Below are 14,568 nucleotides of genomic sequence, written 5' to 3' on the forward strand. Positions count from 1 at the left end.
GATCAGAGCCCCGCCGTCTTGAGTGCAGCGGCCTTCCTGATGGCCGAGCGGATCTTCGGGTAGGTGCCGCAGCGGCAGAGATTGCCGCCCATGGCGTTGTCGATATCGGCGTCGCTCGGGTCGGCGACCTCGTCGAGCAGCGCCACCGCGCTCATGATCTGGCCCGCCTGGCAGTAGCCGCACTGCGCGACCTGCTCTTCCAGCCAGGCCTGCTGCACCGGATGCAGCTTGCCGTCGGTGCCGATGCCTTCGATGGTGGTGACGGCGCCGCTGACCTCGCCGATCGGCAAGGAGCAGGAGCGCACCGGCTGCCCATCGACATGCACGGTGCAGGCACCGCAAGCGGCAATGCCGCAGCCGAATTTCGGTCCGGTCTTGCCGACGAGATCGCGCAGCGCCCATAGAAGCGGCATTTCGGGATCGGCGTCGATGTCGAATGATTGCCCGTCGACGGTGAGGCGCATGGGGATACCCTTCGTTGTCGTCCATAGCCCGAGGCGAAATGGCCAACCGGTCATTTCTCCTCAAACAGATTGACAAATTACGTCATTTTGTCAATTAATATTTTGCAGGGTAATGTTACTCCATGAATCAGATCGAAGACATCGCCACCACCGACCCCAAACGCGTCCGTATCCTGGATGGCGCAATGAAGGTGTTTTTGGCCTATGGCTTCTCCCGCACCACCATGGACGACATCGCCCGCGCCGCCGACATGTCGCGTCCGGCGCTTTATCTTCAGTTCAAGAACAAGACCGACATTTTCCGTGCCATCGCCATGATGGTGCTGTCGCGCTCGGTCGCGGCGGCAAAAATGGCTCTGGCCGGCGATGGTGCTTTCACCGAGCGCATGATGCGAGCCATCGACGAGGCTTTCATCTCGATGATGAGCGCCGTCGTTGCCTCCCCTCATGGCGCCGAATTGCTGGACATGAAATCGAGCCTCGGCGATCTGGTCGGGTGCTGGCGCGGCGGCCTTGTCGAACATATCGCCGCCGCGATCCAGCGCGAGGCGGCCAGGAACGGCGTCGATCTGGCGGCCAGGGGCCTGTCGACGCAACTGCTTGCCGACATGCTGCTCGACGGGCTGGAAGGCATGAAGGCGCGGATCAGCGATCCCGAGGGGCAGCGGCAGGCGGCCGCCGCCCTGATCAAGGTGATCGACCTGGCGCTGAAAGCCGGATGAAGCCTGCCTGTGTCGGGGTTCCGGTCAGGCGCGACGGCGCTCTGCCTCGGGGTTCTTGCGCGCCGCGAGGAACTCCTTGACCCGCCGTCCGGGTGCGGGACCGCGCACCGGCTTGTAGCCGTCGTCGAGTTCGCCGGAGAGATCGAGTGTCGGCCGCTTGCCGACGGCATCGTAATTCTCTTCCAGCCAGTCGCTGGCGGCGGTGCGGCCGAGATCGCGCAGATAGGTCAGGAACGCCCATTCGGCATTGACCTTCGATGACGCCGACAGGTCCTTGAACGCCTCGTCGGCATCGATGCGATGCATGCGGATGTCGCGGTATTCGCCCTGTGGCAGGCGGCCGGCGGCGATCAGTTCCTTGACGAAGGCGATCGAGCGGAATTCGCGCAGCAGCCCGGCGTTGAAGGTGATCTCGTCGATGCGGTTCTGGATCTCGTTGGCGCTCCTCGGCGTTCCTTCCCGCACCACCGGGTTGATCTGCACCAGAAGCACGTCCTCGGTCGCCGCCGTCTTGAAGAACGGATAGAGCGCCGGGTTGCCGCCATAGCCGCCGTCCCAATAGGGCACGCCCTTGATCTCGACGGCGCGGAACAATTGCGGCAGGCAGGCCGAGGCCATCACCGTGTCGAGGTCGATCTCGCCATCGGAAAAGACGCGCAACTGCCCGGTTTCGACATTGGTCGCCGAAATGAACAGTTCCACCGACTTGCAGGCGCGCACATTGGCGAAATTGATCTCCTGCTGAACCACGTCGCGCAGCGGATTGAGGCCGAGCGGGTTGGCGACATAGGGCGAGAACACCCGCGACATGGTGTCGAAGAACAGATAGCCCGGCGTGTTTTCGATCGACCAGTTGCCCCAGGCGACATCCCACGGCATGCGCTGCACCGGGCTGAACCGGCCCTTTGCCGCCACCGCGCGCCAGAAATCGTCGAGCTTCTGCCGCGCCCCGTCGACCCCGCCGCGCACGAAGCCATCAGCCAGCGCCACCGCGTTCATGGCGCCGGCGCTTGTGCCGGACACCGCCGCGATCTCCAGCCGTCCGTCCTCCAGCAGCCGGTCGAGCACGCCCCAGGAAAAGGCGCCGTGCGAGCCCCCGCCCTGAAGCGCGATGTTGATTTTTTTCGTTTCCTCCGCCTTGCCGTTTTTCGTCATGGCGTTCCTGTCGTCCTGATGCGCCGACCTGCCCCGACGTCATTGAAGGAAGCAGCTATCGGCGGCCTATGTTGCAGTGCAGCATATAAGGACGGACCAAGGCAAGAACACGAACACGGTCGCGTGATCACATGAAATTTTGGTCATGAGAGAAAAGCCCCTCCGCTTCAATGCGGAGAGGCTTTGTCTTTTGAAACAGATGGAGCCTAGGCAACCAGGTCCGGCACCGGCCCAACATAGCGCGATTGCGGACGGATCAGCCGTCCGGTCGTCTGTTGTTCACGCGCGTGCGCGATCCAGCCGGCGACACGCCCGGCGGCGAAGACGTTGCTGAATGCCTCCTTGGGGAAACCCGCTGCTTCCAGGAGGAGCGCGGTGTAGAACTCGACATTGGTCTGCAGCGAGCGCGACGGCTTGGCAACCCGCAGCACGTCGAGCGCGGCTTGCTCCACTTTCTCCGCAAACGCCAGCCGGCGACCGGTTTCGCCCTTGCCGCCGAGTTGCCGCACGACCGCCTTGAGCACGTCGGCGCGCGGATCGCGTACCCGGTAGATGCGGTGGCCGAAGCCCATGATGCGCTCGCCATGCGCGACCTCGTCGCGCAGCCAGCCGGCGGCATCGCCATGCGCCTCGATTGCATCCAGCATCTCGATCACCGGGCCGGGCGCACCGCCATGCAGCGGCCCCTTGAGTGCGCCAAGCCCGGCCAGCACGGACGATGTCAGGCCGGCCTGCGTCGAGGCGACCACGCGGGTGGCGAAGGTCGAGGCATTGAGGCCGTGGTCGCAGACGGTCACCAGATAGGTGTCGAGCGCCTTTGCCAATGCCGGCGACGGAACGGAACCCCGGAGCATCCGCAACATGTCGGCGGCATGGTCGGCCCGGCTGTCCGGCGCGACTGGCTGCTCGCCGCGCTGCAGGCGCAGCAAGGCCGGCGTCAGCACCGCGGGCGCCGCGATCAGCAGCAGGGCGTCCGTCAGCGTTTGACCGTCCGGCAGCAGCGCCATGCCGGCACGCATGGCGCTGTAGACATCGAGCGATATCTGCAACGGCGGTGAAGGCAAAAGCCGCTCGAATACGTCCGCACGCGCCTGGCCCAGCGCTCGCGCCAGTTCCGTATCGCCGGGAAGGTCTTCGAACAAGCCGTCGAGCAATAGTCGGACGACCTGCGGAAATCTCCATCGTCCGGCCAGTTCCGGCAGCGAATGACCACGGATCGTCAGGCTGCCGCCCAGACCATCCACGTCGGACAGCACGGTTTCGGCCGCCACCACATCATCGAGCCCGTTTGCCATGTCGCGTCTCCTTGCAGCTTTTCTCCACAAAGGATAAGGGTTGCGCCACGCACTAATCAATCTTGATCAATATAATCAATATCAGGCTCGAAATGTCGGAATGGCTGTCGCGGCAAGAGGCGCTGGAAAGGCTCAGGGTCCGCCCGCAAACGCTCTACGCCTATGTCAGCCGCGGCCGCATCGGCATGCGGCCGGATGAGACCGACCCACGCCGCAGCCGGTACCGCGCCGACGACATCGCAGCGCTGGCCACCCGTCGCGCCCGCGGACGCAGTCCCTCGGCCATCGCCGAAAGTGCGATTGCCTGGGGTGAGCCGTCGATCGCTACGGCAATATCGACCGTTGTGCACGGTCGTCTCATCTACCGGGGGCAGGACGCCGTTGCGCTCTCCAGATCGGCGACTCTGGAGGAAACAGCCGCCGTGCTGTGGACCCTGGCTGAACCGGAGGCTTTCAAGGCGCCGTCGTCGCAGGCGCCTCATCCAGTCGGCCGCGCCTCGGCCTTTGCGCAGCTTGCCTTGCTTGCCAGCCAGGGGCGGCCTTCGCTTGGACGCAGCGTCACCTCGCTGTGCACCGAGGCCGCGCAAACGGTTGCAGCGCTGGCTCAGTCGCTGGGCGCCGCCGCCGGCAAAGAGCCCGTCCATCGGCGTCTGGCGCAGGGCTGGTCGGTGGATGATGCCGGTGCGGAAGCGATACGGTGCGCCCTTGTCCTGCTTGCCGATCATGAACTCAACGCATCGACCTTCGCTGCCCGCGTTGCGGCCTCGACCGGGGCCTCGCCTGCCGCATGCCTGCTGGCGGGCCTGGCAACGCTATCCGGCCCACGCCATGGCGGCGCCGGCGAGGCTGTGATGCAGCTCGCCGAGGATGCCGCAAGACACGGCGCCGATGCAGCGATCCGGCGCTGGCTCGGCCACGACCGGCCATTGCCGGCATTCGGCCATCCGCTCTATCCCGACGGGGATCCCCGTGCCACCGCACTTTTGGCCGCTATCCCTGTCGACGAGACGCTGCAGCAGTTGGAAAAGGCCGCCATTGCCATGACCGGCGCGCGCCCGAACATCGACTTCGCCCTGGCTGCGCTGACGCGCGGTCTCGGCTTGCCACGCGATGCGCCGTTCCAGCTGTTCGCGCTTGGGCGCAGTGTTGGCTGGGCAGCCCATATGGTCGAACAGATCATGAGCGGCAGCATCATCAGGCCACGCGGCCGCTATGAAGGGCTGTCGCCCTGACAGCGTCTTGCCTGAAGCGGTCTCGACCCGATCGAACCGAACGTCGGCGAGCGCTCAGTTCGTCAGGCGGACTTGGCATTGGTCCCGAACCGCGCACGGTACGCGGCGGGCGTCGTGGCCAATTGCTGACGGAAGTGATGCCGCAACGTCGCCGCGGCGCCAAATCCGGCGGTCTCGGCGACCCGGTCGATCGGCATGGCGGTATCTTCAAGCAGCGTGCGCGCCCGCGAAAGCCGTTCCGAGAGCAGCCATCTCGCTGGCGTAACGCCGGTTGCGGCCGCGAACCGGCGCAGAAATGTCCGCTCACTCATCCCGGCCAGGCCGGCCAGGGTGGCGACGGAATAGTCGGTGGAAATATTCGCGCGCATTCTGTCGATCAACGGTCCAAGCCGGCTGCGCTCGTGTGGCTCGGGAACCGAACTCTCGACATACTGCGCCTGGCCGCCATCGCGATGCGGTGGAACGACCAGCCGGCGCGCCACCATGTTGGCCGCCTTTGTGCCGAAGTCGCGCCGGACCAGATGCAGGCACAGATCGATGCCGGCTGCGCTGCCGGCCGATGTAAGGACATTTCCCTCATCGATGTACAAGACATCTTGAGCGACGGTGATGTCGGGGTATCGCTCCCTCAGCCGCTCGCTGTAGCGCCAATGTGTGGTCGCCCTTTTGCCTGAGAGCAGGCCCGCTGCTGCAAGCACAAAGACGCCCGAGCAGATGGAAAGTATCCGTGCGCCCCGCTCGTTGGCCTTCCGAAGCGCCTCGATCAGCAACGGTGGCACGGGACAATCCACGCCGCGCCATCCAGGCACGATCACCGTACCGGCCTGGCCGATCAAATCGGGCCCGCCATCGGCGACGACGCGCACTCCGCCCACCGCGCGCATTTCACCAGCGTCAATACCGGCGACAGCAAAACGGTACCAATCCTCGCCCATCTCCGGTCTTGGCAAGGCGAACACTTCAGCCGCCACGCCAAACTCGAACGTGCATAGGCCGTCATAGGCAACGGCAACGACAAGCGGATTGGCAAGGTGGGAAGGCACATTTGGCATGATCTTGACGATATATGGCAAAGCTGCCAGCTGCAATCATCCGGTTTGGTGCGCTACGTCAGCGACATCAGCGATGGAGAACCTTGATGAGCTATGTAACAGACATTCCGGCGGCATCGCCGGAAATTGCCCGGGACCATTTCCTGCGCCGTCTTTCCGTCGAGACGGACTGTTCCGACGTGGCCGCGACGCTGCGCACCGGAGAGCCGGACTTTGTCCTTCTGCATGTGGTCGGTTCGCCGCAAGCCTATGAGCGCCGCCATGTGCCGGGCGCATTGCATCTGCCGCACCGCGAGATATCAGCCGAGCGAATGGCGGAATGGCCCGCTCAGACGCCGTTCGTGGTCTATTGCGCCGGCCCGCATTGCAATGGAGCGGATCAGGCGGCTTTCAAGCTGGCCAGCCTCAACCGGCCGGTCAAGATCATGATCGGTGGCATAACGGGCTGGCAGGATGAGGACCTCCCCTTCGCCTTGGGCAAGGAGCCTGGAATACTCAGGCAGTAGCGTCATGCGAAAGAACGCCATCGCAGTCCGGCCGTTTGAGCGCAAGGATGTCGATGGGGTTCTCGCACTGATGCGGGCGCTGGCGGTGTCAGGCGCCGCCTGTTCTCCTCACGACATCGTGTCGAGCTTGCGCTGCATGGCGGCGATCTGATCCTTCAGGTCCTGAAGATCGTCGGGCTTTTCCGGCATTTCCTTCCTGGCCGGCTCGGCTGGGGCCGCGGCTGGCACGGAACCCGCGGGCGGGAAGGGCGTGAACAGCCGCATCGCATTCTGGAACATTTCCATGTTGCGGCGCGTCTGCTCCTCCAGTGCCTTGATCGGCGTCGCCATCTTCATCATGTCGAGCGGCGACTTGCCGATCGCACCCTTCATCTGCTCGCGAAACCGTTCCTGCTCCTTGGAGAAGGCGAGCATGGACTGTTCGAGGAAGCTCGGCACGATCATCTGCATCTGGTCGCCATAATAGGCGATCAGCTGGCGCAGGAACGGGATCGGCAGCATGTTCTGCCCATCCTTGTTCTCCAGCTCGAAGATGATCTGGGTCAGCACCGGATGTGTGATGTCGTCGCCGGTCTTGGCGTCCTGGACGGTGAACTCCTCGCCCTTCTTGACCATCTCCGCGAGGTCCTCGAGCGTCACATAGGTGCTGGTGCCGGTGTTGTAGAGGCGGCGATTGGCGTATTTCTTGATGATGATCGGATCGTCTTTCGCGGCCATCTGCATCCTCCCGGGGACACCGGCGCGCCCAGAGTAAGCCGCCGGTAACGATTGTGCCTTTTTTGAGGATATGCGCAAAAGCCTCATAATTCCAAGCAGTTTGTGCAGTGCGGGATTACTAAATGCTGCATAGCAGGCGAAATATGCTGCGCAGCAATGGACAGACGACCGCCATCGCAAGGCGCGATGTGCTTGCGGCGCATGGGCGCCATGTCCATTTCCGGTTTGACTTGGGTTCTGGAAAGGGCAAGAAAAGTCCTCAACGACAGAACAACGCCCCTGAAGTCTGGAGAAGAAAATGTCCGCTTCCATCGTCATTGCCAGTGCCGCGCGCACGCCGGTCGGCTCCTTCAACGGCGCCTTTGCCGCCACGCCGGCGCATGAGCTGGGTGCCGTCGTCATCCAGGAATTGCTGTCGCGTGCCGGTGTCGAACCAGGCGAGGTCGACGAGGTCATCCTCGGCCAGGTGCTGACCGCCGCTCAGGGCCAGAACCCGGCCCGCCAGGCGTCGATCAATGCCGGCTTGCCCAAGGAAACCACCGCATGGGGCCTCAACCAGGTGTGCGGCTCGGGCCTGCGCGCCATTGCGCTCGGCATGCAGCAGATCGCCACCGGCGATGCCAAGGTTATCATCGCCGGCGGACAGGAATCCATGTCGCTTTCGGCGCATGCCCAGCACTTGCGCGCCGGCGTCAAGATGGGCGACTACAAGATGATCGACACCATGATCAAGGACGGGCTGTGGGATGCCTTCAACGGCTATCACATGGGCAACACCGCAGAGAACGTCGCTCGCCAGTTCCAGATCACCCGCGACGATCAGGACCAGTTCGCGCTCGCCTCGCAGAACAAGGCCGAGGCCGCGCAGAAGGCCGGCAGGTTCAAGGACGAGATCGTCGCCGTCACCATCAAGGGCAAGAAGGGCGACACCATTGTCGACCAGGATGAGTACATCCGCCACGGCGCCACGATCGACGCCATGACCAAGCTGAAACCGGCTTTCGACAAGGACGGCACGGTGACCGCCGCCAATGCCTCCGGCATCAACGACGGCGCCGCCGGTGCGGTACTGATGAGCGAAGCGGAAGCGGCGAGGCGCGGCATCGCGCCGCTGGCGCGCATCGTGTCCTGGGCAACCGCCGGCGTCGATCCGCAGATCATGGGCACGGGACCCATTCCGGCTTCGCGCAAGGCGCTGGCCAAGGCCGGCTGGTCGGTCGGCGATCTCGACCTGATCGAGGCCAACGAGGCCTTTGCCGCCCAGGCCTGCGCCGTCAACAAGGACATGGGCTGGGATCCCTCGATCGTCAACGTCAATGGCGGCGCCATTGCCATCGGCCATCCAATCGGTGCTTCGGGCGCCCGCATCTTCAACACGCTGGTCTACGAGATGCGCCGGCGCGGCGCCAAGAAGGGCCTCGCCACCCTGTGCATCGGCGGCGGCATGGGCGTCGCCATGTGCGTGGAAGCGCTTTAAGAGAAGTGAATAGCGAATAGGGAGTAGCGAATAGGGAAGAATGGCGTCAGCGCGACGGGACATCGGATCCCTACTCGCTATTCGCTACTCCCCATTCGCCTCTCCGGCCAAAGGGAGGAGCACATATATGACCAAGGTAGCAATCGTCACAGGCGGATCGCGCGGCATCGGCGCGGCGATCTCGATCGCATTGAAGACCGCCGGCTATTCGGTTGCCGCCAACTATGCCGGCAACGACGACGCGGCGGCGAAGTTCAAGGCCGAGACCGGCATCCCGGTCTACAAATGGTCGGTCGCCGACTACGATTCCTGCGCTGCCGGCATCAAACAGGTCGAGGCCGATCTCGGTCCGGTCTCGGTGCTGGTCAACAATGCCGGCATCACCCGTGACGCCATGTTCCACAAGATCACGCGCGACCAGTGGAAAGAGGTCATCGACACCAATCTGTCGGGCGTCTTCAACATGACGCATCCGCTGTGGAGCGGCATGCGCGACCGCAAGTTCGGCCGCGTCATCACCATCTCGTCGATCAACGGCCAGAAGGGCCAGGCCGGACAGGTGAATTATTCCGCCGCCAAGGCCGGCGACATCGGCTTTTCCAAGGCGCTCGCCCAGGAAGGTGCCCGCGCGGGCATCACCGTCAATGTCATCTGCCCCGGCTATATCGCCACCGAAATGGTCAAGGCGATCGACGAGAAGGTGCTCAACGAGCGCATCATCCCGCAGATCCCCGTCGGCCGCCTCGGCGAGCCGGAAGAGATCGCGCGCTGCGTCGTCTTCCTCGCTTCCGAAGATGCCGGCTTCATCACCGGCTCGACCATCACAGCCAATGGCGGCCAATATTTCGTCTGAAGCAGCCCGCAAACCAGAGCTGGAGCGGTTCGGCGTTTCCGTGAAACGGTGAACCGCTCCAAACCGTCGATGTGAGCAACAAGATCCGACGGGCCGGGAAACCGGTCCGTTTTTTCGTTGGCGGCTTGGGTGCTTTCGACGTGCCCGCGCCGGCTGCTGCCTCAATCCGGCACGCAGAAATTAACAGCCGCCGACTGCCCTGTGCGAAAGCTGCTTTGCAACCTGTGGATTCTCGGTGGATAAGCTGTTCACAACACAAGATGTTGCGGTGAACAAAACAAGAAAATTCTGGCATCGCTGATTCGTCGCCGATTCGTTCCGGCTTTGAGCGGAATGTTAACGACGGCAGCCGGAATCGTCTGCAAAATCCTTAACGCTGATTAGGAAAGATCAACAATTTCATAACCTTGGAAGAGGCGGGCCAAGGCATCCTGGTCGTTCACCGGCAAAGGTTAACGGCAAAGCTCGCCTTGCATGAAACGGGCCAGTTCGTTGATTCAGCATGTGGTGAGACTCATCGTTACAAAATCCATATGTAGCCGTGAACAAAAGCTGAATCTGGTCGAGTCACTGATTCGTCGCCGATTCGTTCCAGACTCGTTCCAACTGTTAATCCGCAACCAATCTGGAGCTCGACACTGACCCTTCGAGCCGCCGGCGGAACATTCCGCTTTCGCTTCGCGCTCGAAATCCTTATGTGTCGCCTGTCATACGCGCCACACAAGGCACGCTCCCGACAACGAAAGGCCAGAAAGCCTTATTTCCAGGTCGATGAACATCCAGCCCAAACACACCGAGCCGCTGATCCTGTCGGGCCGCGACGTGACCGCCGTGCTTGGGCCGACCAACACGGGCAAGACTCATCTCGCCATCGAGCGCATGGTGGCGCACGACAGCGGCATCATCGGCCTGCCGCTGAGGCTGCTCGCGCGGGAGGTCTATTCACGCGTCTGCGAAAAGGTCGGCGCGCACAAGGTGGCGCTCATCACCGGCGAGGAAAAGATCCAGCCGGCCGGCGCCAAATATTCGGTCTGCACCGTCGAGGCCATGCCGCGCGAGACCGACGCCGCCTTCGTCGCCATCGACGAGGTGCAACTGGCCGGCGATCTCGAACGCGGTCACATCTTTACCGACCGTATCCTGCATCTGCGCGGCCGCCAGGAAACGCTGCTGTTGGGTGCGGCCACCATGCACGGCATCCTGCAGCGCCTGCTGAAGGGCGTGTCGGTAGTGACGCGGCCGAGGCTGTCGCATCTTGCCTATGCCGGCTCCAAGAAGCTGACGCGGCTGCCGCGGCGCACGGCGATCGTCGCCTTCTCCGCCGACGAGGTCTATGCTATCGCCGAGCTGATCCGTCGCCAGCAGGGTGGCGCCGCCGTCGTGCTCGGCGCGCTTAGCCCGCGCACCCGCAACGCCCAGGTGGCGCTGTTCCAGTCGGGCGACGTCGACTATCTCATCGCCACCGACGCCATCGGCATGGGCCTCAACCTCGATCTCGATCATGTCGCCTTTGCCCAGAACCGCAAGTTCGACGGCTATCAGTATCGCAACCTGACGGCGGCCGAGCTCGGCCAGATCGCCGGCCGCGCCGGCCGGCATCTGCGCGACGGCACCTTTGGCGTCACCGGCCAGGTCGACCCGCTGGACGAGGAACTGGTCAAGAAGATCGAGGGCCATGATTTCGATCCGGTGAAGGTGCTGCAGTGGCGCACCGCGCATTTCGATTTTGCCAGCCTCGACGCGCTGAAACGCTCGATCGAGACCAATGCTCCGGTCGAGGGGCTGACCCGGGCACTGCCTGCCGTCGATGCGCAGGCGCTCGAGCACCTGTCGCGCGATGAGGACATCCGCGCACTCGCCACCAACGCCAAACGCGTGGCGCTGCTGTGGGAGGCCTGCGCCTTGCCCGACTACCGCAAGATCGCGCCGGCCCAGCATGCCGACCTCATTGCGTCGATCTATACGGACCTCGCCCGGCACGGCCATGTCGACGAAAATTACATGGCCGAGCAGGTGCGCCGCGCCGACACCACCGAAGGCGACATCGACACGCTGTCGCATCGCATTGCCCAGATCCGCACCTGGACATTCGTGTCGAACCGGCCGGGCTGGCTGGCCGATCAGGCACACTGGCAGGAAAAGACGCGCGAAATCGAAGACAGATTGTCGGATGCGCTGCATGAGCGGTTGACGAAACGCTTCGTAGACCGCAGGACTTCCGTCCTCATGCGGCGCCTTAGAGAAAATACCATGCCTGAAGCCGAAATTAGTTCTACCGGAACCGTCCTTGTCGAAGGCCATCATGTCGGCGAGTTGCAGGGGTTCCGCTTCACCGCCGACCAGACCGCCGGTGGTGAAGACGCCAAGGCGGTGCGCACCGCCGCGCAAAAGGCGCTCGCAGCCGAGTTCGAGGCGCGCGCCGAACGCTTCGGCGCTTGCGCCAACGGCGACATCGCGCTCGGCTCGGATGGCACGCTGCGCTGGATCGGCGCGCCGATCGGCACGCTTGTCGCCGGCGAAGATGCGCTGAAGCCGCGCCTCGTGCTGCTGGCCGACGAACAGCTGAGCGGTCCGGCGCGCGACAAGGTCGCGGCGCGCGCCGAACGGTTCGTCAATTTTCAGATCGAGTCGCTGCTGAAGCCGCTCATAGACCTGAAGAACGCCGATCAGATTGCCGGCATCGGCCGCGGCATCGCCTTCCAGCTGGTCGAGAATTTCGGCCTCATCAACCGCCGCGACATCGCCGAGGAGATGAAGTCGCTCGACCAGGAAGGCCGCGCCGCCCTTCGCCGGCTTGGCGTGCGCTTCGGCGCCTACCATGTCTTCGTGCCGGCGCTGATCAAGCCGGCGCCGGCCGGGCTGGTGACGTTGCTGTGGGCGCTGAAGAACGACGGCAAGGACAAGCCGGGCTTCGGCGACGTGGTCCATGCGCTCGCCTCCGGCCGCACATCGGTGGTCATCGATCCGACCTTCGACAAGAGCTTCTACAAGCTGGCCGGCTACCGCAATCTCGGCCGCCGCGCCGTGCGCATCGACATTCTGGAGCGGCTGGCCGACTTGATCCGCCCGGCGACCAACTGGAAACCTGGCCTCGGCCAGCGGCCGGATGGCGCCTATGACGGCCAGTCCTTCATGGTGACGCCGCCGATGATGTCGATCCTCGGCGCCACCGCCGACGACATGGAAGAGATCCTGAAAGGTCTCGGCTATCGTGCCGAGCCGAAGCCGCCGGCCGAGGTCAAGGCTCGGCTCGAGGCGCAGGACAATGCCGCGCGCCAAGCGGCGGCGGCGAAACTGGCGGCTGAAGAGGCTGCAAAAGCCGAGCAGGCCAAGGCGGCGGAAGCCGCGGCAACGGATTCTGCCGTGGAGGCAGCGGTCGGAGGGTCGGAGCCGGCTGTTGCTGCTGAGGCTGTCGCCGAAATTCCTGCAGAACCCATCTCGGAAGCAACGGTCGAGCCCGTCGCGGAAGACCAACCCGTAGCGCCAGCCGAAGCCACGGAAGAGGCCGAGGCCGCAACTGAGTTCGTCGCCGAAGCGGCTGCTGAACCCGTGCTGGCCGCAGAACCAGAAGCGAAAGCCGAGACTGCCGCGGTCGCACCGGCAGAGTCAGCTTCTGAAATTGCATCCGCGACGGAAGCAGCGTCGGACGAGCCTGCCGTGGTTACCGATGCAGCCGCCAGCGAGCCTGCTCCGGAAGCCGAGGCGCCAAAGCCGATCCTGCTCTGGCGTCAGGGCCGTTTCGAGCAGCGCCCGCGCCATCCCGGCCGCAACAATCGCCCACGCAACGGACAGGCGCGCGGCCGGAACGACGCGGATGCTGCCGGCGCACCGGCCGCAGCGACATCAGGAGAACGTCCGGCTCACGAGGGACGCCGCGACGGCACCGGCAAGCCGCGTTTCGACCGCTCGAAATTCAAGCCCAAGCCGCAGGGCGAAGGCGAACAGCGGCGTGACGCCCGCCCGCAAGGCGAGCGACCCGACCGCCGCGAAGGCCGGCCCGACTGGAAGGGCGGCAGGCCGGATGGCAAGGGTGGCGGCCCCGATCGAGCCAAGGGGGGCGGCAAGCCCGCTTTCCAGCCGAAACCGCGCGAGGAGCGCCCGGTGCGCTTCGATCCGGACTCGCCCTTCGCCAAGCTCGCCGCTTTGCGCGACCAGCTGAAGAAGTAGACTCAGGGCTCGCTTCGATGGTTGCCCCAACGGCTGCCCGAGACCGCCAGCGCATCGACAAATGGCTGTTCTTCTCGCGCGCCGTGAAATCGCGCTCGCTGGCGGCGAGACTGGTGGTCGCCGGTCGGGTTCGCATCAATCGCGACAAAGCAGCGCAGGCCTCAGATCTGGTCAAGCCTGGCGACGTGCTGACCATCACACTTGATCGTCGCATCTTCGTCTGGAAGGTGCTGAACGCCGGTGTGCGGCGTGGCCCTGCCGAGGAGGCCCGCACGCTGTACGAGGATATCTCGCCGCTGCCCGCGCCGAAGGGCGAGGCCCCTCCCGATGCAATTCCGGCGCTGCGCGAGGCCGGCAGCGGCCGCCCGACGAAGAAGGAACGCCGCCAGACCGACCGGCTGCTTGGCGAGGACTGATGTGGTCGGTCAAAAAGTTCGCGACGATTCTGGGGCAACGACCCGCCTAAAACAAAACCTGAACCCGGCAAACAAGACACTTCGCAGGACATGACCCACTTCTGCCGGGCCTGCCGTCTGGAATTCCATTTCCGGAACGCCGGCCCCGCCCGCAATGGCCGCTCTTGCAAGCGGCGGATAAAGGCGTTACCTCACGGAAAAAGCCCAACAAAACTGGGACGCCCCGGAGCCGACCGATGACCTACGTCGTGACCGACAATTGCATCAAATGCAAATATATGGACTGCATCGAGGTCTGTCCGGTCGACTGTTTCTACGAAGGCGAGAACATGCTCGTCATCCATCCCGACGAGTGCATCGACTGCGGCGTCTGCGAGCCGGAATGTCCGGCCGACGCGATCAAGCCCGACACCGAGCCGGGGCTCGACAAATGGCTGCAGATCAACACCGAATACGCCGAGAAATGGCCCAACATCACCGCCAAGAAGGAACCTCCGGCCGACGCCAAATCC

13 protein-coding genes are annotated in these 14,568 nt (G+C 64.1%); 8 read left to right on the forward strand and 5 right to left on the reverse strand.

Going from position 1 to position 14,568, the window contains the following annotated elements:
• Positions 1-2: 2 nt before the first annotated feature.
• Complete coding sequence (locus ACFSQT_RS29985) at positions 3-464, reverse strand: (2Fe-2S)-binding protein (protein WP_379024932.1); 462 nt, start codon at positions 462-464, stop codon at positions 3-5.
• A gap of 122 nt (positions 465-586) precedes the next feature.
• Here ACFSQT_RS29985 and ACFSQT_RS29990 point away from each other — a divergent pair, with 122 nt between their 5' ends.
• Complete coding sequence (locus tag ACFSQT_RS29990) at positions 587-1,186, forward strand: TetR/AcrR family transcriptional regulator (protein ID WP_379024934.1); 600 nt, start codon at positions 587-589, stop codon at positions 1,184-1,186.
• Positions 1,187-1,210: 24 nt separating this feature from the next.
• On the opposite strand, the gene ACFSQT_RS29995 is transcribed toward ACFSQT_RS29990, so the two are convergent.
• Positions 1,211-2,341 carry a patatin-like phospholipase family protein gene (locus ACFSQT_RS29995; protein WP_379024936.1) on the reverse strand — a complete coding sequence of 377 codons (1,131 nt, stop codon included), beginning with the start codon at positions 2,339-2,341 and terminating at the stop codon, positions 1,211-1,213.
• 206 nt (positions 2,342-2,547) lie between these two features.
• A complete protein-coding gene (locus tag ACFSQT_RS30000; RefSeq protein WP_379024938.1) occupies positions 2,548-3,636 on the reverse strand; it encodes a citrate synthase/methylcitrate synthase in 1,089 nt (362 codons plus the stop codon).
• Positions 3,637-3,728: 92 nt separating this feature from the next.
• Between ACFSQT_RS30000 and ACFSQT_RS30005 the strand changes: the two genes are divergently transcribed.
• A complete protein-coding gene (locus ACFSQT_RS30005) occupies positions 3,729-4,868 on the forward strand; it encodes a citrate/2-methylcitrate synthase (RefSeq protein WP_379024960.1) in 1,140 nt (379 codons plus the stop codon).
• A gap of 62 nt (positions 4,869-4,930) precedes the next feature.
• On the opposite strand, the gene ftrA is transcribed toward ACFSQT_RS30005, so the two are convergent.
• Positions 4,931-5,920 (reverse strand): transcriptional regulator FtrA, encoded by a 990-nt coding sequence (ftrA, locus tag ACFSQT_RS30010; protein ID WP_379024940.1) that lies wholly within the window; start codon positions 5,918-5,920, stop codon positions 4,931-4,933.
• A gap of 86 nt (positions 5,921-6,006) precedes the next feature.
• On the opposite strand from ftrA, the gene ACFSQT_RS30015 reads away from it, so the two are divergent.
• Positions 6,007-6,426 carry a rhodanese-like domain-containing protein gene (locus ACFSQT_RS30015; protein WP_379024942.1) on the forward strand — a complete coding sequence of 140 codons (420 nt, stop codon included), beginning with the start codon at positions 6,007-6,009 and terminating at the stop codon, positions 6,424-6,426.
• 108 nt (positions 6,427-6,534) lie between these two features.
• Here ACFSQT_RS30015 and phaR read toward each other — a convergent pair whose 3' ends face one another.
• Positions 6,535-7,143, reverse strand: coding sequence for a polyhydroxyalkanoate synthesis repressor PhaR (phaR, locus tag ACFSQT_RS30020; protein WP_379024944.1), 609 nt, complete (start codon positions 7,141-7,143; stop codon positions 6,535-6,537).
• 298 nt (positions 7,144-7,441) lie between these two features.
• On the opposite strand from phaR, the gene ACFSQT_RS30025 reads away from it, so the two are divergent.
• The 5 genes from ACFSQT_RS30025 to fdxA form a co-directional block, all read left to right on the forward strand.
• Complete coding sequence (locus ACFSQT_RS30025) at positions 7,442-8,620, forward strand: acetyl-CoA C-acetyltransferase (protein WP_379024946.1); 1,179 nt, start codon at positions 7,442-7,444, stop codon at positions 8,618-8,620.
• Between the two features lie 127 nt (positions 8,621-8,747).
• Positions 8,748-9,473: an acetoacetyl-CoA reductase gene (gene phbB / locus ACFSQT_RS30030; protein WP_379024948.1), complete on the forward strand. Its 726-nt coding sequence runs from the start codon at positions 8,748-8,750 to the stop codon at positions 9,471-9,473.
• Positions 9,474-10,244: 771 nt separating this feature from the next.
• Complete coding sequence (locus ACFSQT_RS30035) at positions 10,245-13,640, forward strand: helicase-related protein (protein ID WP_379024950.1); 3,396 nt, start codon at positions 10,245-10,247, stop codon at positions 13,638-13,640.
• A 17-nt stretch (positions 13,641-13,657) separates the two neighbouring features.
• On the forward strand, positions 13,658-14,056 hold the full coding sequence (locus ACFSQT_RS30040; RefSeq protein WP_379024952.1) for an RNA-binding S4 domain-containing protein: 399 nt from the start codon (positions 13,658-13,660) through the stop codon (positions 14,054-14,056).
• A gap of 236 nt (positions 14,057-14,292) precedes the next feature.
• Positions 14,293-14,568 (forward strand): ferredoxin FdxA (gene fdxA / locus ACFSQT_RS30045; protein ID WP_379024954.1); only part of this gene is annotated, 276 nt, incomplete at its 3' end.

Origin of the sequence: Mesorhizobium calcicola, assembly GCF_042682105.1 — a bacterium.
Taxonomy (GTDB): Bacteria; Pseudomonadota; Alphaproteobacteria; order Rhizobiales; family Rhizobiaceae; genus Mesorhizobium; species Mesorhizobium calcicola.